This is a genomic window from Microbispora sp. CA-102843 (assembly GCF_050936215.1).
Taxonomy (GTDB): Bacteria; Actinomycetota; Actinomycetes; order Streptosporangiales; family Streptosporangiaceae; genus Microbispora.
Map to the genome: position 1 here is coordinate 2,023,953 of NZ_JBNJNF010000001.1, position 24,402 is coordinate 2,048,354.

General features: G+C 70.2%; 26 protein-coding genes and 1 tRNA gene. 15 read left to right on the forward strand and 12 right to left on the reverse strand.

Going from position 1 to position 24,402, the window contains the following annotated elements; genetic code table 11:
* The first annotated feature begins 586 nt into the window (after positions 1 to 586).
* A complete protein-coding gene (locus ACQEVJ_RS09450) occupies positions 587 to 1,189 on the forward strand; it encodes an LmbU family transcriptional regulator (RefSeq protein ID WP_433099256.1) in 603 nt (200 codons plus the stop codon).
* Positions 1,190 to 1,292: 103 nt separating this feature from the next.
* Here ACQEVJ_RS09450 and ACQEVJ_RS09455 read toward each other — a convergent pair whose 3' ends face one another.
* Positions 1,293 to 2,234 carry a hypothetical protein gene (locus tag ACQEVJ_RS09455; RefSeq protein WP_433099258.1) on the reverse strand — a complete coding sequence of 314 codons (942 nt, stop codon included), beginning with the start codon at positions 2,232 to 2,234 and terminating at the stop codon, positions 1,293 to 1,295.
* A gap of 674 nt (positions 2,235 to 2,908) precedes the next feature.
* Between ACQEVJ_RS09455 and ACQEVJ_RS09460 the strand changes: the two genes are divergently transcribed.
* Entirely contained in the window at positions 2,909 to 3,085 is a 177-nt protein-coding gene (locus ACQEVJ_RS09460) for a hypothetical protein (RefSeq protein ID WP_433099260.1), read from the forward strand.
* Positions 3,086 to 3,523: 438 nt separating this feature from the next.
* Here ACQEVJ_RS09460 and ACQEVJ_RS09465 read toward each other — a convergent pair whose 3' ends face one another.
* Positions 3,524 to 4,114: a TetR/AcrR family transcriptional regulator gene (locus ACQEVJ_RS09465; RefSeq protein WP_433099262.1), complete on the reverse strand. Its 591-nt coding sequence runs from the start codon at positions 4,112 to 4,114 to the stop codon at positions 3,524 to 3,526.
* Between the two features lie 91 nt (positions 4,115 to 4,205).
* On the opposite strand from ACQEVJ_RS09465, the gene ACQEVJ_RS09470 reads away from it, so the two are divergent.
* The 5 genes from ACQEVJ_RS09470 (at position 4,206) to ACQEVJ_RS09490 (ending at position 9,583) form a co-directional block, all read left to right on the forward strand.
* Positions 4,206 to 5,435, forward strand: coding sequence for a glycosyltransferase (locus ACQEVJ_RS09470; protein ID WP_433099264.1), 1,230 nt, complete (start codon positions 4,206 to 4,208; stop codon positions 5,433 to 5,435).
* Positions 5,436 to 6,244: 809 nt separating this feature from the next.
* Positions 6,245 to 6,406: a hypothetical protein gene (locus ACQEVJ_RS09475; RefSeq protein ID WP_433099266.1), complete on the forward strand. Its 162-nt coding sequence runs from the start codon at positions 6,245 to 6,247 to the stop codon at positions 6,404 to 6,406.
* Positions 6,407 to 6,444: 38 nt separating this feature from the next.
* Positions 6,445 to 8,019: a replication initiator gene (locus ACQEVJ_RS09480; protein WP_433112625.1), complete on the forward strand. Its 1,575-nt coding sequence runs from the start codon at positions 6,445 to 6,447 to the stop codon at positions 8,017 to 8,019.
* Positions 8,016 to 8,204 (forward strand): helix-turn-helix transcriptional regulator, encoded by a 189-nt coding sequence (locus tag ACQEVJ_RS09485; protein ID WP_076435042.1) that lies wholly within the window; start codon positions 8,016 to 8,018, stop codon positions 8,202 to 8,204. Before ACQEVJ_RS09480 ends, ACQEVJ_RS09485 begins: the two co-directional genes overlap by 4 nt.
* Positions 8,201 to 9,583 (forward strand): tyrosine-type recombinase/integrase, encoded by a 1,383-nt coding sequence (locus tag ACQEVJ_RS09490; RefSeq protein WP_433099268.1) that lies wholly within the window; start codon positions 8,201 to 8,203, stop codon positions 9,581 to 9,583. Before ACQEVJ_RS09485 ends, ACQEVJ_RS09490 begins: the two co-directional genes overlap by 4 nt.
* A gap of 190 nt (positions 9,584 to 9,773) precedes the next feature.
* Here the strand turns inward: ACQEVJ_RS09490 and ACQEVJ_RS09495 are convergent, their stop codons facing one another.
* Positions 9,774 to 10,061, reverse strand: coding sequence for a hypothetical protein (locus ACQEVJ_RS09495; RefSeq protein WP_433099270.1), 288 nt, complete (start codon positions 10,059 to 10,061; stop codon positions 9,774 to 9,776).
* Between the two features lie 615 nt (positions 10,062 to 10,676).
* Positions 10,677 to 10,750, reverse strand: a tRNA-Arg gene (locus ACQEVJ_RS09500).
* A gap of 308 nt (positions 10,751 to 11,058) precedes the next feature.
* Here ACQEVJ_RS09500 and ACQEVJ_RS09505 point away from each other — a divergent pair.
* The 7 genes from ACQEVJ_RS09505 (at position 11,059) to ACQEVJ_RS09535 (ending at position 16,246) form a co-directional block, all read left to right on the forward strand.
* A complete protein-coding gene (locus ACQEVJ_RS09505; RefSeq protein WP_433099272.1) occupies positions 11,059 to 11,877 on the forward strand; it encodes a phosphotransferase in 819 nt (272 codons plus the stop codon).
* 41 nt (positions 11,878 to 11,918) lie between these two features.
* A complete protein-coding gene (locus tag ACQEVJ_RS09510; RefSeq protein ID WP_433112628.1) occupies positions 11,919 to 12,875 on the forward strand; it encodes a cobalamin biosynthesis protein in 957 nt (318 codons plus the stop codon).
* Complete coding sequence (locus tag ACQEVJ_RS09515) at positions 12,872 to 13,018, forward strand: hypothetical protein (RefSeq protein WP_433099274.1); 147 nt, start codon at positions 12,872 to 12,874, stop codon at positions 13,016 to 13,018. The genes ACQEVJ_RS09510 and ACQEVJ_RS09515 overlap by 4 nt, the downstream gene beginning before the upstream one ends.
* Before the next feature lie 10 nt (positions 13,019 to 13,028).
* Positions 13,029 to 13,412: a thiol-disulfide oxidoreductase DCC family protein gene (locus tag ACQEVJ_RS09520; protein ID WP_433099276.1), complete on the forward strand. Its 384-nt coding sequence runs from the start codon at positions 13,029 to 13,031 to the stop codon at positions 13,410 to 13,412.
* 92 nt (positions 13,413 to 13,504) lie between these two features.
* Positions 13,505 to 14,413: an ATP-binding cassette domain-containing protein gene (locus ACQEVJ_RS09525; protein ID WP_433099278.1), complete on the forward strand. Its 909-nt coding sequence runs from the start codon at positions 13,505 to 13,507 to the stop codon at positions 14,411 to 14,413.
* Entirely contained in the window at positions 14,394 to 15,194 is an 801-nt protein-coding gene (locus tag ACQEVJ_RS09530; RefSeq protein ID WP_433099280.1) for an ABC transporter permease subunit, read from the forward strand. The genes ACQEVJ_RS09525 and ACQEVJ_RS09530 overlap by 20 nt, the downstream gene beginning before the upstream one ends.
* Positions 15,195 to 15,214: 20 nt before the next feature.
* Positions 15,215 to 16,246 (forward strand): PucR family transcriptional regulator, encoded by a 1,032-nt coding sequence (locus ACQEVJ_RS09535; protein WP_433099282.1) that lies wholly within the window; start codon positions 15,215 to 15,217, stop codon positions 16,244 to 16,246.
* A gap of 70 nt (positions 16,247 to 16,316) precedes the next feature.
* Here ACQEVJ_RS09535 and ACQEVJ_RS09540 read toward each other — a convergent pair whose 3' ends face one another.
* The 8 genes from ACQEVJ_RS09540 to ACQEVJ_RS09575 form a co-directional block, all read right to left on the reverse strand.
* A complete protein-coding gene (locus ACQEVJ_RS09540) occupies positions 16,317 to 17,279 on the reverse strand; it encodes a quinone oxidoreductase family protein (protein WP_433099284.1) in 963 nt (320 codons plus the stop codon).
* Positions 17,280 to 17,366: 87 nt separating this feature from the next.
* Positions 17,367 to 18,401, reverse strand: coding sequence for a zinc-binding alcohol dehydrogenase family protein (locus ACQEVJ_RS09545; RefSeq protein ID WP_433099286.1), 1,035 nt, complete (start codon positions 18,399 to 18,401; stop codon positions 17,367 to 17,369).
* A gap of 132 nt (positions 18,402 to 18,533) precedes the next feature.
* Positions 18,534 to 18,887 carry a winged helix-turn-helix transcriptional regulator gene (locus tag ACQEVJ_RS09550; RefSeq protein ID WP_433099288.1) on the reverse strand — a complete coding sequence of 118 codons (354 nt, stop codon included), beginning with the start codon at positions 18,885 to 18,887 and terminating at the stop codon, positions 18,534 to 18,536.
* A gap of 33 nt (positions 18,888 to 18,920) precedes the next feature.
* Complete coding sequence (locus ACQEVJ_RS09555) at positions 18,921 to 19,613, reverse strand: HAD family hydrolase (RefSeq protein WP_433099290.1); 693 nt, start codon at positions 19,611 to 19,613, stop codon at positions 18,921 to 18,923.
* On the reverse strand, positions 19,603 to 20,685 hold the full coding sequence (locus tag ACQEVJ_RS09560) for an ABC transporter ATP-binding protein (RefSeq protein ID WP_433099292.1): 1,083 nt from the start codon (positions 20,683 to 20,685) through the stop codon (positions 19,603 to 19,605). The genes ACQEVJ_RS09555 and ACQEVJ_RS09560 overlap by 11 nt, the downstream gene beginning before the upstream one ends.
* Complete coding sequence (locus ACQEVJ_RS09565) at positions 20,682 to 21,569, reverse strand: ABC transporter permease (protein ID WP_433099294.1); 888 nt, start codon at positions 21,567 to 21,569, stop codon at positions 20,682 to 20,684. Before ACQEVJ_RS09565 ends, ACQEVJ_RS09560 begins: the two co-directional genes overlap by 4 nt.
* The gene (locus tag ACQEVJ_RS09570) at positions 21,557 to 22,393 is read right to left on the reverse strand and encodes an ABC transporter permease (protein ID WP_433099296.1); all 837 of its coding nucleotides are present in this window, start codon (positions 22,391 to 22,393) and stop codon (positions 21,557 to 21,559) included. The genes ACQEVJ_RS09565 and ACQEVJ_RS09570 overlap by 13 nt, the downstream gene beginning before the upstream one ends.
* Before the next feature lie 4 nt (positions 22,394 to 22,397).
* On the reverse strand, positions 22,398 to 23,549 hold the full coding sequence (locus ACQEVJ_RS09575) for an ABC transporter substrate-binding protein (RefSeq protein ID WP_433099298.1): 1,152 nt from the start codon (positions 23,547 to 23,549) through the stop codon (positions 22,398 to 22,400).
* A gap of 112 nt (positions 23,550 to 23,661) precedes the next feature.
* Here ACQEVJ_RS09575 and ACQEVJ_RS09580 point away from each other — a divergent pair, with 112 nt between their 5' ends.
* A complete protein-coding gene (locus ACQEVJ_RS09580) occupies positions 23,662 to 24,399 on the forward strand; it encodes a GntR family transcriptional regulator (RefSeq protein ID WP_433099300.1) in 738 nt (245 codons plus the stop codon).
* Positions 24,400 to 24,402 lie beyond the last annotated feature (3 nt).

The window sequence follows — 24,402 nt, forward strand, 5'->3', positions numbered from 1 at the left end:
CGATTCACGAAAGAGGCACAGAAAGTGAATACCGCTCGACGGATGGTGAGAATGGAGTCGTCGTTCCAGGCCTCAGTGGATGGTTTGACCCCGGCAGCGATGCCGACAATCACGCGGCATCAGTAAGATCTTTCAGGTGACACATTCGCGTGTGCCGAGAAAGGGGTGCTCGCCACACGAGTATGTATTCGATAATGTTTATACGGCTCGACGCCCATCGCGGCGCGCTGGTGGGGGAGCACCATAGCGCGCCAGCGCAGGCCACGAGCCGTAGGCCGGGTGGCGGCGCCGTACGGCCCGCCCGATCGTGGGGACGGCAGCCCGGCCGCAGGCAAGGCAACCTCTCCTTGAGGTCAGGAATTCGGCCGCGCCTTTCGCAATCGCAACGAAATAGTGGTACCCGGGCGCGGTGAACTTCGCACTGACGCCGGTCGACGGCAAGGACCTGCCCGCCGACCGGCGCGTACAGTCACGGGGGTGATGAGGGTTGAGTGGTCCCGCCATGTCAGCTGCCGCTGTAGCCACGATTCCTGTTGGCCAGGTACTCGCCGAGGAAACGCCTGACACGCTTCATCCGAATATCGCGTTGATACAGAGGACCGGCATAAAGTTCCCCCGCAGGCTGCCGTTCGACAGATGGCTGCACGTCGGGCGGGTGCTGTCCGCGGTGCACTCTTCGACGACATGGTGTCTCGGGGACTGGCTGGCCTTCGGCGAGGACAGGTACGTCGGCCGCTACCGCGACGCCGTCGAACTCTGCTCGCTGCGGTACCAGACCCTGCGCAACTACGCCTGGGTGTCGCGCCGTTTCCCCTTGTCCCGCCGACGGGACAAGCTCAGTTTCGGCCACCACGCCGAGGTCGCCGCCCTGCCGGAACCGGAACAGGACTACTGGCTGCGCATGGCCGAGAAGCTCGGCTGGTCACGTAATCAGTTGCGCAAGGAGGTGCGGGCCAGCCTCACCGAACGCGGCGAGCCCAGGAGCGTCGCGCGCGGCCAGACGGAACCCGCCGAGGACCTCGGCCCTCTCGCCGCGGAGACGAGCGTGCAGCTGAACGTCGCCGCCGAGGAGTTCGAACTCTGGAGCGCCGCCGCCGCTCGGGCCAATCTCACCGTCACCGCTTGGGCGGTCAGCGCCCTCGACGAGGCCGCGGAGAGAAAGTCCGCCCACAGCGCCCGGCTACCCTAGGGCATGCGCGCCGGGTGCTGGGCACTCACCGCGGCGACGGTCGTGGTCGGCCGACGTCCGGAGGCGCTGGCCAGGGGGGCGGGACACTCGGCGTGGCGGTGGCCTAGCGGGGCGGCGGGGATTTCAGCAGCGCTTCCGCCTCAGTGACGTGTCCGCCGCGTCCCTCTCGCAGCGCGTGCGCCGCCAGGCGGATCAGGTCGACGGTCACCCCGGCTCCCCCGCTGGGATCGTGGACCTTGAGCTTCAGGTCGAGACTGACCGAGGTCCCGCCCCACCCCTGCGCCTCGATGTTGATGTGCGCCACCTTGTGCGACCCCAGGTGCGGCAGGTACCCGAGCGGCGCGATGGCCACCTGATCGGCGGCGCCGTCCAGGGCGTTGCGCTTGGAGCGCATCTTGCTCTCGCCGTGCTCGACGAGGTTGCGGAAGTCCTCGGTGCCGCCCAGATTGACCTGGTACGAGTCGGTCAGGGTCAGACCGCGTTCTTCCAGGAGGCGCAGCAGGGAGTGGTGGACGACCGAGGTGCCGAACTGGCTGGCCAGGTCGTCGCCGATCAGAGGCACCCCGGCTTCGGCGAAGCGCGCCATGATCCCGGGCTCGCGGGCCACCGCGTCGGCGGTGATGTTGACGAAGGCCGCCCCCGCGCGCAGCGCCGCCTCGGCGTAGGCCCGCGCCGTGGCCTCCCGTCCGCTGGGCGCAGCGTACAGGACGACCTCGGCGCCGCAGAACTCCTCGGTGACCCGCTCCATCTCGTCAGGGCCGGTGAGACCGCGTCGTACGGTGACCCCTGACGGAGGAAGTTTCTCGACGAGGCGGGGGAAGTTGTTGGGCGCGGCGAAGACGGCCTCGTGCAGGTCCTTGCCGACCTTCTCTGCGGACATGGCGAAGGCCGCCACGATATCGAGGTCGGCCACGCCCAGCCCGCCCAGGACCGGCCGGCGGACGCCCACCAGACTCCCCGTCGCCCGGTGGACGGCCATGCCCTGCACCAGCGCGGAGATGTTGTTGCCGACCCCGACGACCGCGACCCTCGCTCGTTCGATCATGGCCCTAGCGTACGGCGTGGCCCTGGCGTTCCAGCGACGACCGAGGAAGCGCCCCTCTCCCACTCGCCCTACGTCCCGACGGGCCGCGCCGTACGTCACCGTCCCGACAGCGGGCGTTGTCGCACGGATGGGTGCAACCCGCCGCTGCGGGGACGCCCTTCACCTGTCACGGTGCGGCGAAGTGAAGGCTTGCCGGGAAAGCTTCGAACGCCTCACTCAGGCGTTGGATGCGGGCCTGCCGTCCGCCCCGCCCGTCCTCGCGAACCCAGTCGCGTCCCGAGACGCTCCAGGCAGTGACGGCGAGTTCGGCCAGGACATGCAGCGCTCAGGTCGTCGGTGTCCAGGCCGAGCTCCTCCGCCAGGCAGGCGATCACATCCTTCTTGATGCCGGAGCGGTGGTGCTCTACGTAGGCGAGCAGGGGGGTGTTCCACCGCAGAAGCAGGTGCGGGGCTTGGTGGATGGCCGCTATCGCGGCGGAGAGGTCGATGCCGCACCACAGGCGTTGCCCAGAAGGTGTCTTTGATCCCCGTTGTGATCGTTATAAGAACACAAAAGACCTTATTTGTCAGGGATTGTCACTATACGTGATCAACGGGATGCTTGGTGTTGGTGGTCCCCATCTCACCGTTATCCCTTAACGTCGCGTCCGAGGGGAGAACGGACCATGCCGACCATGAGCGGTCACGTCGGCCAGGAGTGGTACGAACAGATCGTCACTCGGGGCCGGGAACTGGTTGAACTCCAGACCCGTTACCAGTTCGAACTCGTCGACCTGGCGCTGGAAATTGAGCCGATGCAGCCGCACGGCGGCGCGCACCTGGACCGGGGCGAGGCGCTGTTCGGCGTCTGACACGAGCACGCGTCGCCGAAGGGTCTCGGTCCACGCCGAGGCCCTTCGGCGTGTTCTGGGAGGCTCGGAATCGTTCCGGAAGCCGGCGGAATCCGCCTGGCGACCTGCGGAAACGTGGCCAAGATCTTCCCGGTATGTTCCGGGAGTGGCCGCCGGTGGCTGCATCTGGTGGCGTCCGGCTGCATCCTCGGCAAGAGCCTGATCATGGGAAGGCCCAGCTCAGAGGGCATCTGGGCTGGATGGGGGAGCGCGCCCTGAGGGATTCGAACCCCCGACCGTCGGATTAGAAGTGGACTAGCCTTCCGTGGCTCCACATGGCCTCTGACCTGCCGAATGGGGCGTTGGGGAACGGCCGAAGGCATAGATCATCCCGGGTATATCCCGCACGCCTATTGGTCGGCTACGGCTTGGACCGGCCGGATATTCCCGCTAGGACCATCACCCCGAGCGGAGCCGCGCCAAGTGGTAGTCGAGCAACGCCGCGACCTCCTCGGGCGTGTAGTGCCCGACCAGAGTGGCGTTCACGGTGCCCTGTGCGAAGGCGTACAGGATGCTCGCCTCCTTGTCGGCATCCAGTTGGGCGGCAAGCTGCTTGGCGGCCTGAGCGGCCCTGATCTGCTCGGCGAGGAGCGACAGCAGGAGCGGCAGCCCGAGCCGCATCGCGGCCGCCTGGTCGTCGTCCACCACCGAGCTCGCCTGGAACGCCAGCCCGATGCGGTTCAGGTAGCTGCGCTCGTCATCCAGCGGCAACAGCTCCAGCACGGTCTCCCGCAGCAGGTCGAGTGGCGTGGACTGACGCGCGGCCACGGCTGCCACCCGGGTCCCGATCCAGACCGCGATGTGCTCCAGCGCCAGCAGCAGCATCTGGTCCTTCGTCGTGACGTAGTACTGGACCGCCCCCATGGACATTCCGGCCTCGGCGGCGACCTCCCTCAGGCTGACGTTCTCCATGCCCTTGTCGTGGATGATGCGGTGCACGGCCTCGGCGATGTGCCGGCGCCGGTCGTCATGGTCGACGATCTTCGGCATGCCCCACCTTTCTCATGCGAGTGCATGGTAAAAGCTTACCGCCCCGTTTATCATGCGACTGCATGACAAAACGAGACGAGGGGTGATGCGGATGCGCGTTCTGATCATCGGGGTCGGCACACGGGGGGACGTGGCGCCGTACACAGGACTGGGAATGCGCTTACGCGAGGCCGGGCACGAGGTGGCCATCGCCGCGCACGAGCCGTACGCGGAGCTGGTGACAGATGCGGGCCTGGATTATTTACCACTTCCCGGAGACCCGCTCCCCGCACTGACCGGCCGCTTCTCCATCAGCGCGTTCAAGGAATACAGCGAGCAGCTCATGGAGGGCCTGACCGCGATCGCCGAGCAGGAGGCCGACCTGCTCCTGCTCGGCATGGCGGGCGCGCTGGGCTGTCATGTCGCCGAGGCGATGGGCGTGCCGAGCATGGGGGTGCACCTGCAGCCGATAGACCCCACGGGGGACTTTCCGCCGGTCCTGAGCCTTTTCCGCCGATCGCTCGGACGATGGGGAAACCGCAGGGCGGCCCGACTCGCGTTCGAGTTGCCCGCCGCCGGCCCGATGCTCGCCGGAATGAGCACAAAGATGCGGACCCGGCTCGGGCTGCCCCCGATGACTCCCCGCGCCCTCTACCGGCGCCGGGAGAGCACGCGCTGGCCAGTCTTCCACGGGGTCAGCCCGCTGGTACTGCCGCGCCCCGCCGACTGGCGGCCGGGGCTGGAGATCACAGGTTACTGGTGGCCGCTCCGGCCGCGAGGCTGGCAGCCGGATCCGGTGCTGCTCGACTTCCTGACATCGGGGCCCACACCGGTCTTCGTCGGCTTCGGGAGCCTGGCGGGCACGCGGGCCGAGCAATACACGGAGCTGGCCGTGCACGCGCTGCGGCGGGCCGGGTTGCGCGGCGTGTTGCAGACAGGACTGCGGGGACGCATCTCGGACGACGTGCTGGCGGTCGGCGACATACCGCACGACTGGCTGTTCCCCCGCATGGCCGCCATCGCCCACCACTGCGGCAGCGGCACTACCGGGGCCGGGGTGCGGGCGGGGGTGCCCGCCGTGGCCGTGCCGGTCATGAACGACCAGCCGTTCTGGGCGTCCAGGCTGACGGCACTCGGCGTGGCCCCGGCCGCGATCCCGTTCCGCCGCCTGACGCGCGCACGGCTGGCCGCCGCGCTCACCACCACGGTGACCGACCCGGCCTATCGGCAGCGGGCCCAAGCCCTGTCGGTCCGGGTCTCGGCAGAGGACGGCGCGGCGCCCGTCGTCGAGGCGGTGAACGAGCTCCAGGTCACCCGCAGGCCCGGCCGCCGAACAGGGTGACAGCCGCCGAACATCCAACAAATTCGGCTAACCAGCAGAAACGGCGCTACGGATCGGTATCACCGTAGGTACGGCAGCTCGCTCAACCTGTGGAGCTGACTGGTCAACCCGTGGCAGCGATCGGCGCCGCCGTAGCGGGCGAAAGATCCTCGGCGACCCGCTCTGCGCGCGCCCGGCCGGGCTGTGGGGCTACGTCGACCACCGCGGCGATCCACGCGCTCTGCGTGTGCGCCCACTCCAGGCCGGCAGGCTGTGGCGTGAGGACGATGAGGGGGACGGCATGGCCGGCGGGCTGGTTCCGGCGGACTGATCAAGCGCTAATGGCCCGCTAATAGCCCGTGAAGATCAATCACCCCAGACAACAATCAAGGCCCGGGTTGGAAATCATCCCCTGACCTGGGCCTTTTTATGTGGAGCGGGTGACGGGAATCGAACCCGCGCTGTCAGCTTGGGAAGTGTATGGATCACGCCTCGTAGCGCCGCTGAGCTGGGCTTCAGGCCGGTCGTGAGTGACCGTGGTTGCCCCCTCGTTACCCTGGCTGATGGCCCGGCGATCTCCTCCGCTATACCGCGCTGACCTCTTCCTTATAAGGACCACCCGGCACGTGATCAGAGGCTCGTGTCCTGCTCTGGGATGGTGCTCGGCGGTTGTGATCGTGAGCGGTTGTGTCGGGTTGTTGCAGTACGCGTTGCAGTAGTCCACCCGTCGCCTGGTTCTCCCCCGTCCATCCGCGTGCGCGCGGCCTACGTCTCCGATGAGGACATCCGCGCCATGGTCGCCACCTTCTCGACCGGCAGGGCGGGGGCGCATGCCCGTGGTTGAGATCTCTCATCTTCTGGACGAGCTCACCTGTGCGGCCTGCAGCACCCGCAACGCGCTGTGGCTCTACCCGGTCCGGGGCGTCATCGAGTGCCGAGAGTGCGGCGAGAAGGCAATCATGATCGTCGAGCCCTCCGGCGGTGACCAGTGACAGTTGCCAATGACAGGGCCACCCCTCGCGCCGTCCGCATGGCGATGCCGCTGGCTCGGGGCGTCGTCGAGGAGATCGCCAAGCAGTACGGGGTGTGCATCCGCCCGGTTCCGCTTCGGCGGCAGGACATCCTCACCGGTCAGGTTGAGGTGATCGACGTGCCGTGCGGGGCGACGCTGGAGAGCAAATGCCCGCCGTGCGCCAAGCGGAATCGCCAGTTGCGGCGGGCGCAGTGCCGGGAGGGCTGGCACCTGGAAGCCGAGCCGGTGAACCTCCCGGACAATGCCGACGACTATCAGCGCCATCTCGTGGAGTTGCGGGCCGACGCTCAGACATGGCGGGATGAGGTCGAAAAGGCCGGCGGCGACACCACCGACCTGGACGCCGCCATCGTGGAACTGGACGAGGAGATCAACAGGGCGGGGATGCGCGGCAACGTCCTCGGCCGCACCTCCGGCAAGCGCTCGCGCTCGACCAAGCGGCGGCAGGACGCCCCGGATCTGCCCACGCGGCAGATGACCAAGACCACGCTCGGGCGGACCTTCACCGGCTTGGACGGTAAGACCTACCGGCCCTCGATGTTCGTCACGCTCACCCTGCCCTCCTATGGGCGGGTGCTGGAGGGTGCGCCCGTCGACCCGGACCGGTACGACTACGCGCGGGCGGCCCGGGACGCGCTGCACTTCTCCAAGCTCGTGGACCGGTTCGTGCAGAACCTCCGCCGCGTCGCGGGCTATGACGTGCAGTACTTCGCCACCGTCGAACCACAAAGGCGGCTCGCACCCCATCTGCACATGGCGATCCGCGGCACCTTGCCCCGTGCGGAGCTTCGGCAGATCATCGCTGCCACGTATCACCAGGTGTGGTGGCCGTCCACTGATGAGGTGCGGTTCGAGGGTGACCGCCTGCCGGTGTGGGAGGACGGGGCCAGCTACCTCGATCCCGACACCGGGGAACTGCTGCCGACCTGGGAACAGGCCCTCGACCGGCTCGACCAGGACGACGAGGCCGAACCCCTGCACGTGCTCCGCTTCGGCGACCAGCTCGACATACAGAGCGTGCTCGCCGGAACCCCGGACGCCGACCAGCTCATTCAGTACCTGTCCAAGTACCTGACCAAGTCCCTCGGCGACGCGCTCGGCACCGACGACCCACGCCGCAAGGCCCACGCCGAACGGCTCCTCGACGCCCTGAGATTCGAGCCCTGCTCACCGACCTGCCCGAACTGGCTGCGCTACGGGGTGCAGCCCAAGGGCGCCAAGCCGGGGATGGCTCCGGGCCGGTGCAAGGGCAAGGCCCACAAGCCCGATCACCTTGGCTACGCGGGCCGCCGCGTCCTGGTCTCGCGGAAGTGGTCCAACAAGACCCTGACCGAGCACAAGCAGGACCGCCGCACGTGGGTCCTGGAAGCCCTCGGCGTCGAAGACGAGCCGGTCGACCCCCACCGCTACATCTGGCGACCGGTCAAGCCCGGTGATCCCGACCTGGCCCCGATCGGCGTCCGGCTCCTGCGGTCGGTTCATGAACGCCAGCGCTGGCGCAACCACCTCGACCGGCTCCAGGCCGAGGCAGACGGACAAGTTCTTTCGGCAACTGAGGGGAGGGCGGCATGAGAAAGGACGACAAGCTGATGACGGTTCCCGAGATCCTCGACGAACTCGGCGTGTCCGTCCGCACCTTCTATCGGTGGCGCGAGATCGGCAAGGCACCCCAGGGCTTCAAGCTCCCTAACGGCGAGATCCGCATCTACCGCAGCGAGTTCGCCGCCTGGTTGGAAAGCCTCCGGGAGGCGGCGTGAACCCGACCTACAACGTGAAGTTCTGGGAGATCCGCGCGAACAAGACTTCTCAGGGGCCGGGGAAGCCGAAGCGGGTCGTCTCGCATACCGTGCGGTGGACGGTGGACACCCGCGAGAAGTCTTCGACGTTCCGCACGAAGGGCCTGGCCGAGAGCTATCTGTCGGACCTGCGGCAGGCCGCGAAGCGCGGGGAAGCTTTCGACCTTGAGACCGGGCTCCCTGAGTCCATGGTCAAGGCGAAGAACGCTCGCACGTGGTTCGCGTTCGCCGTCGCCTACGTCGAGACCCGCTGGCCTCACGCAGCGGCCAAGAGCCGGGAGGGCATGACGGACGCGCTGTCCAACGTCACGCCCGTGCTCACCAGCGACCGGCCGGGCCGCCCCGATGACGAGACTCTGCGGCGCGCTCTCCGAGAGTTCGCGTTCGTGCCGGCCGGCCGTCGTCCGGCTCCTACGCCTGAGATCGCGGGCGCGCTGCGCTGGCTGGAAGCGGCTTCGTTGCCTCTCACTGCCTTGGAGGACGCCAAGCATGCACGGGCGGCCCTGGAGGCGCTCGCGCTCCTCCTCGACGGTTCTGCGGCGGCGGCCTCGACCTACCGGCGTAAGCGGGCCGTGTTCCATCACGCCCTGGACTACGCCGTAGAGCTGGAAGAGCTTTCGGCAAATCCGCTCGACCGGGTGAAGCTGCGCCGTCCCAAGTCGACGGATGAGATCGATCGGCGCGCGGTGGTGAATCCCGCCCAGGCGCGCGAGCTGCTGACGGCCGTGACCTACTGCGGCCGGACGCGGGGGCCGATGCTGGCCGCGATGTTCGCCTGCATGTACTTCGGCGGCCTACGACCGGCTGAGGCGGCTGGGCTGCGTGAGAAGGACTGTCGCCTTCCCGAATCCGGCTGGGGCCTGCTCACCCTGGAAAAGACCAAGCCGCAGAGCAACAAGCGCTTCACCGACTCGGGCAAGACCCACGACGATCGCGGGCTCAAGCACCGCAGCGAGAAGGACACGCGGCAGGTACCGATCCCGCCCGAACTGGTCGCCATCCTTCGCGAGCACATCGAGCGGCACGGCGTCGGTGACGACGGACGGCTCTTCCGTACCAGGACGGGCGGTCTGATCTCCGGCTCGGCCTACTCAAAGGTCTGGAAAGAGGCGCGGAGCTACGCCTTCACGCCCGAGCAGGTCGCGTCACCCCTCGCGGCTCGGCCGTACGACCTGCGCCACGCGGCCGTTTCCCTGTGGCTCAATGCCGGTGTCCACGCGCCGGAAGCCGCCGAGCGGGCTGGCCACGGCATAGACATCATGCTCAGGGTCTACGCCAAGTGCATCGACGGGCAACGCGATGTCGCCAACCAACGGATCACGAATGCCCTGGCCGTATGACACGACGTGCTCGGAGCGCTGGGCGGTCTACGCGGCCCCCGGCGCTCTCCGCCTTCCTGGTGCCGTGCCTGGTCGCCTATCGCCTCAGCGAGACGACTACCACAAGCGGGAAGGGAAGTGCAGATTCCGGGTGCCGCTGGAGTCCACGCCCGTCTCCTGATGCCCTCCCTCCGCCGCCGCACGGCGGTAGTCAGGTGAACCTGAGTGTCATGGCATCGGTGTGCCCGGACCAGCTCAACGTCAGGTGCCAGCATCCCGCCTTGGGCAGGTTGACGGACGAGGGCCCGGGGCCGCCGGCGATCTCGCGGACCACCGACGTAGTCGTCCCGTCCAGCACGGCTTCGATCGTCAACGGCCGCATCGGCTGCTGCGGCAGCCGCGAGACCCAGAGAATCTTGTTCGAGACGTCAGGCTCGGGGGAGGCCACCGGCGGATAGTTGAACAGCACAGCGATGATGTCGCCGTGCTCGCTGAACACGTGGGGGGCGCCCGATCCGTCATCGCTGAACCCCGCCCTCGCCCAGGTGGGCAGCGCGTCCCGGGTGACGGTGGAAACGCATGCGCCGGACGACCGCCCGGTGCCTTGCGCCCCTGGCGTCGGTCCACCCGCCGAGCACCCGGCGGCCAGCATGATGAGTACGCCTAAGGTCGAGACGCCACGTCTACTCGTGATCACACTCGACCCCCACAATGCAGAAGGAATCCTCTCGCAAGGATTGTCCGCCGTGGCCCGTAAGAAGGCCAGCGGCAGTGGGGGGAGGCCTGGCAGACGGAGCGCACGTCTTTGCCCGCCGAGCGATGCCGCGTCAGCGCGTAGCCGGTAAGGCGACCTGCTGACGGGTGGGGCCGTGAGGCGTTTCTTCGCGCCTCGGTTCACGCCGGGGGCCCTTCGGCATACCCGGGGAAGCTCGGAATCATTCCGGACGCGTGCGGAATCTCTGCGCCGACCTGGGAAAACGTGGCCAAGATCATTCCGGATATGTTCCGGGACTGGCCGCTAGGGGCTGCATCTGGTGGCGTCCGGCTGCATCCTCGGCGACAGCCCGATCATGTGAAGGGCCAGCTCAGAGGGCATCCGGGCTGGATGGGGGAGCGCGCCCTGAGGGATTCGAACCCCCGACCGTCGGATTAGAAGTCCGATGCTCTATCCAGCTGAGCTAAGGGCGCTCGTGCCTAATTCTGCATGATCCGGGGACCGGGTACACACCCGGTTTCCCGGACATCGGCCGAACCACGTCTCGCGCGGGCCCGCGAGTGCTCGTCAGGGAGGGCCGGTCGGCCTGCGCCGACGCTGCTCAGGCCCTCGTCAGGGCCTCTGCGCGTCTGGTGTCGCCGACCGGGTGGAGGACTCTCACACCGCCCCGCAGGCGCTCGCCGTGCTCTCGCGGAGGAAGACCAGGATGGTTCTGACCGGAACGATAGGGAACATCGCGCCCGACTGCGGCCGAGTGATCTCACGGCTACACTCCATCGCCATGTCCGTACGCGAGATCCCGCTCATCGGAGACGTCTCCGAGGGGGTCGTGCGGGTGGGCGCGACCGTACGGCGGCCGATGCGTGCCACGTCGCCGTCGGTCCACGCGCTGCTGCGGCACCTGGAGGCCGCCGGGTTCGACCGGGCGCCGCGGGTTCTCGGGATCGACGAGCGGGGCCGGGCGATCCTCACGTACGTCGAGGGTGTGGTGCCCGCGCATCCCCTGCCGGCGTACGCGGTGAGCGACGAGGCGCTGACCACTTTGGCCCGGCTGCTGCGGAGCTTCCACGACGCGGCGGCCTCGTTCGGTCCGCCTCCCGGCGCCGTCTGGGAGGACGGCTCGGCGCCGGAGGGTCCCGCCGAGCTCGTGGGCCACTGCGACGTCACCCCGGCCAACGTCGTCTTCCGTGAGCGGCCCGGCGCGGGACTTCTGCCGTACGCGCTGATCGACTTCGACCTGGCCAGGCCGACGACGCGGCTGTTCGACGTGGTCACCACGTTGCGGCACTGGGCCCCGCTCGCCGATCCGCTGGACCGCGACCCGCTGCAGCGGTCCCTGGACGCGGCGGCCCGCGTGCGGGCGTTCTGCGACGCGTACGGCCTCCCCTTGCGGGACCGGCTCATGCTGGTGGAGACGGCCAGGATGCGGTTCGGCCGCTCCTACGCGCTCATGCGGGACCGGGCCAGGACACTCGGCGGCGGCTGGGCGCGTATGTGGGCCGGCGGCGCGGGCGGGCGGATCAGGCGCGCCGCCGCCTGGCTCGACGCCAACGAGGACGCGATCCAGCGCCGCCTCCTCGGCGACGAGCCCATCTCGTGACAGATGGGCACGTACGGCAGAATGCGTGCGTGACCCGGATCATGGACGGTGCCACGGCGGCGGGGCTGCTCGCCGGGGCCGCGATCGACGCCGCGGTGGGGGATCCCCGGCGGGGTCATCCCGTCGCGGTGTTCGGCAGCCGCGCCGCCGCCCTCGAAAAGCGCATATATCGTGATTCGCGGTTAGCGGGCCTGGCCTACACCACCCTCTGCGTCGGCGCGGCGACGGCCGCGGGGCTGCTCGCCGAGCGGATGACCCGATCGAGCCCGGTCGCGCGGGCCGCGGTCACCGCCGCCGCCACCTGGGCGGTGCTCGGCGGCACGACGCTGGGCAGGGAGGGCACGCTGATGGCCCACTCATTAGAGGAGGGCGACCTGGCCGCCGCCCGCGCCCGCCTTCCGCACCTGTGCGGGCGCGACCCGTCCGGGCTGGACGCGGCGGAGCTCGCACGGGGCACGGTCGAGTCCATCGCGGAGAACACCTCGGACGCCGTCGTCGCCCCGCTCGTGTGGGGCGCCCTCTTCGGCGTGCCCGGCCTGCTCGGCTACCGCGCGGTGAACACGCTCGACGCGATGGTGGGCCACCGGTCGCCGCGCTATGCGAGGTTCGGCTGGGCCTCGGCCCGGCTGGACGACGTGGCCAACTACGTGCCGGCCCGGCTGACGGCCCTGCTCACGGCGGGCCTCGCCGGCCTGGTGGGCGGTTCCCCGCGCCGCGCGGCGGCCGTCCTCGCGCGGGACGGGCACCGCCACCCCAGCCCCAACTCCGGACGCTGCGAGGCGGCCTTCGCCGGCGCCCTCGGCGTACGTCTCGGCGGGGCCAACGACTACGGCGGCCGGGTGGAGCACCGCCCGGAGCTGGGCGACGGTCCCCGCCCGACCCCCTCCGACATCCCCAGGTCCGTACTGCTGGCGCGCGCGGTGTCGTACGCGTCGGTGGGCCTGGCCGTCGCCGCACGCCTGATCCGCGCACAGGCCCACCGAAGGGATCGACGATGAGCGTGCTCGTCCTGCTGCTGGTCTTCGCGGTCGTCTTCAGTCTCGCGGTCGCGGTGATCCTGATCGTCGTGCTGGCGGTGCGCGCGTCACGGCGGCCCGCGCCACCACCACGCGACCGGAATGATTCGTCCCAGGATTGGTAGGTTCGACGGCATGGGCGGAGAAAGCGAAGAGAACCGGGTCCTGCTGGTCTTCGACGGCGACTGCGCGTTCTGCCAAACGTGCGTGAACACCGGGCACCGGTTCCTGCCGTACATGCCCGTCGTGCGGGCGTGGCAGGGCCTCGACCTCGACGCGGTGGGCCTGACGCGCGACGAGGTCGCGACGTCCGTGCAGCTCCTGGGCCCGGACGGGCTGCGTGCCCACGGCGCGCGCGCCGTCGCGCTGATGCTCGTCCTGCAGCCGAGCGCCGCCTGGCGCGCGGCCGGCCGGATCATGCTGACCCCGCCGGTGAGCTGGCTCGCCGAGGCGGGCTACCGGCTGGTCTCCCGCTACCGCCACCTCCTGCCCGGCTCCACCGTCTGCGGCACGTCTTGACCTCCGCTTTGCCGAAGGTGCGAACGGAGAAGACCGGCAAGTGTCCGGAAGCGGGCATACCCCGCGCCTGACGGGAGCGCCACCATTGCGGCATGACAGCAGTGGTGGAGACCGAAGGACTGACGAAGTTCTACGGTACGAGACGGGGCCTCGAGGACCTCACCCTCGAAATCCGGCCGGGCGAGGTCTTCGGCTATCTGGGCCCCAACGGCGCCGGCAAGACGACGACGATCCGGCTTCTCCTGGACGTGATCCGGCCGACCTCCGGCCGGGCGACCGTCCTCGGCGCCGACACGCGTGATCCGCGCGTACGCGCCCGGATCGGTTACCTCCCGGGCGAGCTGGCCCTGGAGGGCAGGGAGCGGGCCCGTGACTACGTCCAGTTCCTCGCCGACGTACGCGGCGGGGTGAGCCGCGGCAGGATCGACGAACTCGCCGAGCGGCTGGACGCGGACCTGTCGATCAGGATGGGCGAGCTGTCGAAGGGCAACAAGCAGAAGGTCGGGCTCATCCAGGCGTTCATGCACGAGCCCGAGCTGCTCATCCTGGACGAGCCGACGAGCGGGCTCGACCCGCTGGTGCAGCAGGAGTTCCTGGCCATGGTCCGGGAGGCGCGCACGGCCGGCCACACGGTCCTGATGTCGTCGCACGTGCTCGCCGAGGTGGAGCACGTGGCCGATCGGGTGGGCATCGTGCGCGCGGGCCGTCTCGTCGCGGTCGAGGACGTCGCCGCGCTTCGCGAGCGGGCCGTACGGCACGTGGAGCTCCACTTCGACGCGCCGGTCCCCAAGGAGTCGTTCGAGGGGCTTCCGGGCGTACGCGACGTGGTCGTCCAGGGGGCGAGCCTGCGCTGCACGATCGACGGCAGGCCCGACGCGCTGATCAAGGCGGCGGCCCGTTACACGGTGGTCCACATGGTCAGCGCGGAGCCCGACCTCGAGGAGATCTTCCTGACCTACTACAGCGAGGAGGAGGGCCGTCATGCCCACGCTGGTGCGTAAGAGCCTCAGGGAGTACCGCCGCGCCCTCGTCGGGTGGACGGTCGGGCTGTGCGCGTTCCTCGGGATGTACATCTCGATCTACGCGAGCATGATGAACGACCCCGAGACGTTCAGCAAGCAGGCCATCGCCAAGTATCCCGGCGCGTTCAGGGACCTGATGGGCGGCATGGCCGACATCGCGACCGGGCGCGGCTACCTGCAGGCGGTCGCCTACCAGCTCCTCGGCCCGCTGCTGTTCACCATGTGCGCCGCGATCCTCGGCAACCGGGCCATCGCCGGCCCGGAGGAAGCCAAGACGCTGGAGCTCACGCTGACGCTGCCGATCGACCGCAGGCGGCTGCTCCTGGAGCGCTGGGCCGCGCTGGCGCTCGGCCTGCTCGCGGTGGCGCTGGTGACGCTGGCCGTCGCCACCGGGGCCTCGTCCGCGGCCCACATGGACGTGCCGTTCGGCAGCATCCTCGCCGCGCACACCGGCCTGTTCCTGCTCGTGCTGTTCTTCGGGACGCTGACACTGTGCGTGGGCGCGGCCTTCGGGCGCAAGCAGGTCGCGCTCGCCGTGGTCGGCGTCTGGGGCGTCGCCGGGTACATCGTGGAGACCATGGGCAGGAGCATCGACGCCATCTCCTGGCTGCGCTGGCTCTCGCCCGTCCACTACTACCTCGACGGCAGGCCGCTCTACCAGGGCTGGCCGTACGGTGACTACCTTGTGCTGCTGGGTGCGACGGCCGTCCTCCTCATGACGGCGCTGCTCGCCTTCGAACGGCGTGACGTAGGGGTCTGATGGATACCGTTCTCGCTCGCGTGAGCGAGGCGACCGGGGTGCCCGCCGACTTACTCGGCGGGTTCCTGTCGGTTCTGGCCGCGTCGGCCGCCACCGGCAGGTTGCCCGGCCGCGCCGACATGGACGGCCTGCGCGAGTGCGGCGCCCTCGCCGCCGAGCGCGGCATCCCGCTGCGGGTGCTCGCCGACGCCTGCCTGCACGCCGCCGAGATCACCGCCGGTGGGGCCTTCGGCGCCGTACGCCGCGGCATGGCCGCCTACATCGAGGGATACGAGGAGGCCCAGCGCACTGCCCTCCGGCAGGAGGAGGAGGCCCGCCGCCTGTTCGTCGACGACCTGCTGCAGGGCAGGGCGGATGCCGAGCGGGCCGAGCACTTCGGCCTGCGGCTCGCCGGGGCGTACGTCGTGACCGTGGCCAGGCCGGACACCCCGGTGGCGGCGGGCGACCCGCTGGCCGGGAGGATCGAGCAGGCGCTGGTGGCGAGGTTCGGCTCGCACAACATCCTGGTCGCCGTCCGCGACGGCCTGCTGGTGTGCGTGGCCCCGGGCGCGCTGACCGCCGCGAGCGGCGAGTTCACCCACCACGTACGCTCCGCGCTCACGGCCTGGCGGGCGGGGGTGGGCCGCCCCCACCAGGGCCCCGGCGGCATCGTCACCTCCTACCGGGAAGCGGTCAACGCGATCGACCTCGGCGAGCGGCTCGGCCTGCGGGCCCAGGTGCTGAAAGCGGCCGACCTGCTGGTCTTCCCGGTGCTGCTGCGGGACAGGGAGGCGATCGTGGACCTCGTCTCCACCGTGCTCGGGCCGCTGACCTCCGCCCGGGGCGGCCCCGAGCCGCTGCTGGAGACGCTGGAGGCGATCTTCGCCTCCCAGGGCAACCACACGGCGGCGGCGCGCAGGCTCGGCGTCAGCACCCGGGCGATCACCTACCGGCTGGAGCGGATCCGGAGGCTGACCGGCTTCTCGCCGAGCGACCCCACACAGCGGTTCACGCTGGAGACGGCCGTGCTCGGGGCCCGGCTCCTGGAGTGGCCGGCCCACCCGCTGGCCTGATCGAATCCGGTGGCGGCCCGCGCCCCGCGACGGGCGCGGGCCGGGTTGCGGCACCGCGGCGGGCGGAGGTTCAGGGGATCAGCAGCAGCTTGCCGGTCGTCCGCCTGCCTTCCAGGTCGTCGTGGGCGCGCCGGGCCTCGGCGAGCGGGTAGCGCTGGGAGACGTGCACCTTCACCGCGCCGGAGGCGACCCAGCCGAGCAGGTCGTCCGCCCGCGACAGCAGCTCCTCACGGGTGGCCGTGTAGTGCGCGAGCGTGGGCCGGGTCAGGAACAGCGAGCCGCCCGCGTTGAGCCGCTGCGGGTCGAACGGCGGGACCGGGCCGCTGGCCGCGCCGTACAGCGCCATCATGCCGCGCGGCCGCAGCGACGCGAGCGACCCGTCGAACGTGGCGGCGCCGACCCCGTCGTAGACGACGTGCACCCCGGCGCCGTCGGTGATCTCCTTGACGGCCTCGGGGAAGCCTTCGTAGCCGACGACCTCGTCGGCGCCCGCCTGCCGGGCGAGCTTCTCCTTCTCGGCGCTGGAGACCGTGCCGATCACGCGGGCGCCGCGGAGCTTGGCCATCTGGACGAGCAGCAGGCCCATGCCGCCGGCCGCCGCGTGCACGAGCACGTCGTCGCCCGACCGGATCGCGTACGTGGAGTGGGTCAGGTAGTGCGCGGTCAGCCCCTGGAGCAGCACCGCCGCCGCCAGATCCGGGGACAGCCCGTCGGGCAGCCGGACCGCCTTCTCCGCCGGGACGACGACCTTGGTCGCGTACGAGCCCATGACGCTGGCCCAGGCGACCCGGTCGCCGGGCACGACGTCGGTCACGCCGGGCCCGACCGCCGTGACCGTGCCTGCGCCCTCGTTGCCGGGCACCAGCGGGAGCGGCATCGGGTAGCGGCCCTCGCGATGGTAGACGTCGATGAAGTTGACGCCGGTCGCCGCCACCTCGACCAGCACCTCACCGGGGCCGGGCTCGGGGTCGGGCCGCTCGGCGTACTCCAGCACCGAGGAATCACCGTAAGCGGGGACGACGATGGCATGCATGCGCAACTCCTGTCTTCGGGCTCGGTTCCTGTGCTCCCCAACCTGCCGGGCCGTATCCGTTGTTCCCCGGCCCCGGTACGGCGGACCTCAGAAGCCCGTAAGAGTGATCTTGCCGATCGCGGTGCCCGACTCGAGGATCCGGTGAGCCTCGCGAAGGTTGGCGGCGTTGACCGGGCCGAGGTCGCGGTTGGCGGTGGTGGTGACGACCCCCGCGTCCACGAGCCGCGCGACCCGGTCGAGGATGCGGTGCTGGTTCACCTGGTGCGGGGTCCGGAACAGCGAGTGGGTGAACATGAGCTCCCAGTGGAACGAGATGCTCTTCGACTTGAGCACGCCGATGTCGAGGGAGTCGTGGTCGTCGATGGCGACGATTCGGCCGAAGGGGGTGAGCGCCTCGGCGTAGGCCGCGAGGTTGCGGTCGGTGCCGGCCGTGCTGAAGACGTAGTCGACGCCGTCGGGCGCGACCTCGGCCAGTTGCTTCGCCAGCGGGCCGCGGTGGTCCACGACGTGGTGGGCGCCCATCCGGCGGGCGAACTCCACCGTCTCGGGCCGGGAGGCCGTGCCGATCACGGTCAGCCCGGTCAGGGCGCGGGCGAACTGGACGACGATGGAACCGACGCCGCCCGCGGCCGCGGTCACCAGCAGCGTTCCGGTCTGATCAAGCGCGTCGCCGCGCAGGCCGAGCCGCTCGAACAGGCCCTCCCAGGCCGTGAGGACGGTCAGCGGCAGCGCGGCGGCCTCGGTGAAGGACAGCGTGGCGGGCTTGTGGCCGACGATGCGCTCGTCCACGACGTGGAACCGGGAGTTCGCACCGGGCCGGTCGATCGCGCCGGCGTAGTAGACCTCGTCGCCGACCTCGAACAGCTCCACCTCGTCGCCCACGGCGACCACAGTGCCGGCGGCGTCCCAGCCGAGCACCTTGGGCTCGCCGCCCGGATCGCTGCTCTGCCGCACCTTGTAGTCCACCGGGTTCACGGCGACGGCCTCCACCCGGACCAGCAGATCGTGCGGGCCGGGTCGCGGCACCGGCAGCTCCACGTCCAGGAGGCTTTCCGGGTCGTCGACGGGAAGGCTGCGCCGGAAGGCGACGGCGGGCATGGTCCCGTTCTGGTTCTCGGTCATGTCTGTCCCTTGCGCTTCATGGATTCCGTGCCGAGTCGTACGGCTCTGCGGCATGACCCGCACGGTATCCATCGACGCCTGGTTACCCGCAAGGGACACGAGTACCCATCGGGAACCATCGAGGTGAGGGGGCTAGTCCGAGCCGGGGAAGCGGTCGATGTTCCGCTCCACCCACGTCCGCAGGTGGGCGAGCGGGACGTTGGCGTCCCGGCCGAGCGGGGTGAGGCTGTATTCCACGCGCAGCGGAACCTCGGGATACACGTCGCGGTGGACGAGGCCGTGGTCCTCCAGGCGGCGCAGGGTCTGGGTGAGCACCTTGGGGCTGACGCCCTGGAGGCGGGTGCGCAGCGCGCCGAAACGCTGCGGCCCGTCCTCCAGGGCGCCCAGAGCCAGCGCGCTCCACTTGTTGGCCAGCAGGTCGAGCATGTTGCGGCACGGGCACGCGGCGGCGTAGACGTCCTTGGGATCCTCGCAAACGGTGTTCATGTTGTTCACGGTGCGACGATACCCAGAAGGAACTTAGGTCCGTGGAGTTACCGCCCCCGGAGGGGAGACGATCCGGCGCAGCAGCGGCAGGTCGACACTCTCCAGCGTCGGCACGGCCGTCACCCCGCTCACTTCGCTCATTCCGCCGAAGGGGCCGACCACGATGACGGCGCACCCAGCGGACCGGGCCGAGGCGACGCCGGTCGGGCTGTCCTCGATCGCCACGCACGCGGCCGGGTCGACGCCGAGCCGCGCGGCGGCGGCCAGGTACGGATCGGGCGCCGGCTTGTTCCTGGCGCTGTCACCGGCGGCCACCGACAGCCGGAAGCGGTGCCCGCCGACGGTTTCGAGCACCAGGTCCACGACCGGCCGGGGGGACGCGCTGACCAGCCCGGCCGGGATTCCGGCCGCGCGCAGGGCCTCCAGCAGCGCGACCGCGCCGGGGAGCGTGGTCACCCCGCTTTCGATCCTGCTGGTGAACGCGTCCGTCAGCATGGCCTCGACGGCCCGCGCTCCAGGACCCCCGGTGGTGTCCAGGGCAGCTGTGATGTGCAGGGCGGCGTCCTCCACCGCCAGGCCGAACAGCGCCTCCCGGTCGGCCTCGCCGACAGGAGTGCCCAGGCCGGCCGCGACCTCCACGCAGGCGTCCCACCACAGGTCCTCGGTGTCCACCAGCGTGCCGTCCATGTCGAACAGGACCGCCGCCGGGCACTCCCTAGACGACATCGGGCTCGGGGACCGCCGCCGCGGCTCCGGTCTCAGAACGGGCCGACACCAGCACGGGCCGCTCGACCAGCCCGACCCGTACGGCGGTGCCGGGCGCGAAGCGCGCCGAGTCGTGGCCGGGGACGTCGGCCAGCACCTCGGTGCCGTCGCCCAGGCGGACCCGCAGGCGGGCGGTGGAGCCGCGGAACGACGACACCATGACGATCCCGCCGCCCTCGGAGTCGGGCGTGACCAGCACGGCCTCGGGCCGCACCAGCACGTCCGCCTGCGCGGTGTCCGGCGCCTGGCCCTCCACGGGCAGCGTCTGCCCGAGCACCGTGACCCGGTCGCCCGACAGCAGGCCGGGCAGGTGGTTCATCGCCCCGACGAACTCGGCCACGAACGGGGTCGCCGGCCGGTCGTACAGCGTGGCGGGGTCGGCGACCTGCTCCAGGCGGCCGTCGCGTAGCACGGCGACCCGGTCGGCCATCGACAGCGCCTCCTCCTGGTCGTGCGTCACGAAGATCGTCGTGATGCCGAGGGAGAGCTGCAGGCGGCGGATCTCCTCGCGCAGCGTGACCCGCACCTTGGCGTCGAGCGCCGACAGCGGCTCGTCCAGCAGCAGCACCCTGGGCTCCAGGGCGAGCGCGCGGGCCAGCGCCACGCGCTGCTGCTGGCCTCCGGACAACTGGTGGGGGTAGCGGTCACCGACCGAGGGCAGGCCGACCAGCTCAAGCAGCTCCTGCGCGCGGGCGTGCCGCTTGGCGGCGGGCACCTTGCGCACCCGCATGCCGAAGCTCACGTTGTCCCTCGCGTTGAGGTTGGGGAAGAGGCTGTAGGACTGGAAGACCATGCCGGCGTCGCGCCGGTTGGCCGGCACGCGCGTGATGTCGGTGCCGTCCACCAGCACCTCGCCCTCGTCGGGGTGCTCGAAGCCGGCCAGGCAGCGCAGCGCGGTGGTCTTGCCGCACCCCGACGGGCCGAGCAGCGCGATCAGCTCGCCGGGCTCCACCGTGAGGTCGAGCCCGTCCAGCGCGACCGTGCTGCCGAACCGCCGCCGCAGGCCGCGGAACTCGACCCGGGCCCCGTTCATGATCCACTCCTTTGCCTCGCGCCGGCGGATGACAGGGCGAGCAGCAGCAGCCAGGTGATCAGCAGGCTGAACACCGAGACGGCCACCGACACCTGCGCCTGTGAGCCGGAGATCCGGTAGATCCAGTTGGGGAAGGTCTCGAAGCTGAGCAGCCGGGCGATCGTGAACTCCCCGAGCACCAGCGCCAGCGTGAGGAACGACGCGCTGGCCATCGCCGACCGCATGTTGGGGATGATCACCCGCAGCAGCACGTGCGGCCACGACGCCCCGAGATTCCTGGCCGCCTCCGACAGCGTGCGCACGTCGATCGCGCCCAGGCCCGCGTCGAGCGAGCGGTAGGCGAACGGCAGCGCCAGCACGACGTAGGCGAGCACGAGCACCACCGGGAAGTCCGGGTTCTGCACCGCGATGATCGTCTGGTAGAAGGGCGTGCTCGCCAGGTAGTCGGGCCCCCACCGCAGCACCGTGCTGATCCCGGCCACGAACGTGATCGGGGGCACGACCAGCGGCAGCGTGCAGACCACCTCAAGCACCGGCCGCAGCCCCGGCGCGCCGAGCCGCACGGCCACCGCGGCGGGCAGCGTCAGCAGCAGGACCAGCACGATCGTGGCGACCCCGAGCCCGAGCGACAGCAGGAGGCTGCCGCCGAAGCCCTCGGCCGAGAAGATCTGGCCGTACGCGTCGAGCGAGAAGCCCTGGTTGGGCACCTTCACGGTGAAGACGAACGACGCGATCAGCGGGACGAGGAAGTAGACGGCGGCGAGCACGAGGACCACGCCGCGCCACACCCGCGGACGGCGCGGCCGGCCGCCGCGCGCGGGCGCCGTCCCAGGACTGACCGGTGTGGTGAGCTGTGTGGAAACCTGTGGGGTCAGCGAAGCCATCGGGCGCTCCTTCGCTGCAGCGGGAGGTAGACGGCCATGACCAGGCCCGCGACCACGATCATGTCGAGGCTGAGGGCCAGCGCGACGTTCTCGTGGCCGATCAGGACGTTGCCGGTGAGCGCGTCGGCGATCTTCAGCGTGACCAGCGGGACGGTGGACCCGACCATGGCCTGCGCCGTGGCGTAGGCCGAGAACGCGCCGCCGAACAGCAGCACGACCCCGCCGAGCAGCGCCGGGGTCAGCACCGGAATCCCGACGTACCGCCAGAACTGCCAGGCGCTCGCGCCGTTGTTCTGCGCGGCCTCACGCCACTGCGGGCGCAGCCCGTCCAGCGCGGGCACGACCGTGAGCACTTGAAGGGGGATGGAGAAGTACAGGTAGACCAGGGTGAGACCCCAGAAGTTGTACAGGCTCCACCCGTGGCCGCCGAGGCCGAGCGTGGTGGTGACGACGCCCGAGTTGCCGAGCGTGGCGATCCAGGCGAAGGCCAGCGGCACGCCGCCGAAGTTGGCCAGCACGCCGGAGGCGGTCAGCACCGCCTCGCGCAGCGCCGGGAACCTGGAGGTCACCACGGCCTGGGCGAGGAAGGTGCCGAGCACCCCGCCCAGCACCGCCACGAGCGCCGAGATCTTGACGCTCCCGATCAGGGCGGTCAGGTACGCGCCCTGGAGCGACTCGGTGAGGTTGGCGGTGCTGAGCGTGCCCTCCTTGGTGAACGTGCCACCGAGGAGGACCAGCATCGGCACGCCGAAGACGATGACGACGAAGACCAGCAGCGGCGCGGCCGCCCACCGGCTCTTCGATGTCGTACGGCTGTCGCGCACGATCTCAGCCCGATACCGCCGCGCCCCACCCGCTCGCCAGGACCTCCTTGGCCTTGTTGACCTGGTCGGGAGTGGGGAAGGAGGGGGTGCCCTCGACCTTGGGGAGCTGGTCGACCATGGCGGCGTCCGCGCTGCCGTCCTGCTGCATGGAGGGCAGCAGCACCGGGCGGGCGTAGCCCTTCAGCCACAGGTTCTGGCCCTCGTTGCTGTAGAGGAACTCCTGCCACAGGCGGGCGGCGGCGGGGTGCGGCGCCCACTTGTTGATCGCCTGGGCGTAGAAGTTGGCGTACTGGCCGTCGCCGGGGATCGCGATCTTCCAGTCCACGCCCTTGGACGAGAACTCCTGGGCGTAGCTGGCCTGCAGGTAGTCCCAGTCGAGGGTGATCGGGGTCTCGCCCTTCTCGACCGTGGCGGGGGTGGCCTCGACCGGGTTGAAGTTGCCCTTCTCCTTGAGCTTCTTGAAGAAGTCGATGCCGGGCTGGATGTCGTCGAACGAGCCCTGGTTGGCGAGCGATGCGGCGTACACGCCGGCGAAGGCGGCGCCGGCCTTGGTCGGGTCGCCGTTCAGCGCGACCATGCCCTTGTATTCGGGCTTGAGCAGGTCGGCGAACGTCTGCGGGCAGGTCTTGACCCGCTTGGCGTCGCAGCCGATGGAGATGTAGCCGCCGTAGTCGTAGTACCAGGCGCCGCTCGCCTCCTTCTGGCCGTCGGGGATCTTGTCCCAGCTCTGCACCTTGTAGGGCGCGAACAGGCCCTCCTGGGCGCCGCTGAGCGCGAAGGCGCTGCCGAGGTCGAGCACGTCGGGGGCGCGGCCCTGGCCCTTCAGGGTCTTGACCGCGTTGATCTCGTCCTGGCTGGACCCGTCCGGGTTGTCATTGGTGATCTTGATGCCGTACTTGGCCTCGAACGCCTTGATGACCTCGCCGTAGTTGGCCCAGTCCGGCGGCAGCGCGATGGTGTTGAGCTGGCCCTCCTTCTTGGCGGCCTCCACCAGCTTGTCCAGCCCGCCGAGGTCCTGGGCCGAGGTCGCGGTGGCGGCCTTGGAGTCACCGGATCCCGAGCCGTCGCCGGCGGTCGTGGGGGCGGCGCCGCACGCCGCGATCACTGAGGTGGTTATCGTGAGCGCGGCCACGAGGCCGGCGGTACGTGTGGACAAGGGTCCCTCCCACTGTGGTGCGTGGATCGAACTTAGGCGAACTTGTACAAACAAGCCAGAGCTAGTAAGTCGCATATCGATGTCAGTCACGTGAACGGAAGGGCTCACTACGATGGCGCGCTACGAACAGATCGCGAGTGATTTGCGGGACGCCATCGTCAGGGGGGACTATCCGATAGGCGCTCAGCTCCCCTCCGAGGCTGAGCTGGCCTTACGCTACTCGGCGGCGCGCGGGACCGTGCGCCAGGCCGTCGCCCTGCTCGCCGCCGAGGGATTGGTCGGGTCCCGGCAGGGCGCGCGGCGCATCGTGCTCGGCAGCGAGCGCAGCCAGAGCTTCGCCGAGTTGCACAGCTTCGCCCAGTGGGCCCGGTCGATGGGCTACCGCGCCAGCGGCACCGTGCTGTCCTCCCTGCGCCGCCCGTGCTCGCCCTCCGAGGCCGTACGGCTGTCGCTGGAGCCGGGGGAGGAGGTGCTCGACGTGCTGCGGCTGCGGCGGCTCGACGGCGAGCCGGTGCTGGTCGAGCGCACGGTCTACGCCGGCTGGATCGCCTCCGCCGTCGAGCGGCTCGACCCCGAGTGCGAGTCGGTGACCCAGGAGCTCTACGAGTCGGTCGGCCTGGTCTTCGCGTACGGCGAGCACCTGATCGACGCGGTGGCGGCCGGCAGCGAGGACGCCCGGCTGCTCGGCGTGCGGCGGGGCAGCCCCCTGCTGCGTCAGCGCCGCGTCACCACCACCCAGGAGGGCCGGCCCGTCGAGTGCTCCGACGACCGCTACCGCGCCGGCAGCGTGACCTTCAGCATCCGCAACTCCACCTCCGTCAACCCCCTCGTCCGCCGCGCCGGCGACTGATCC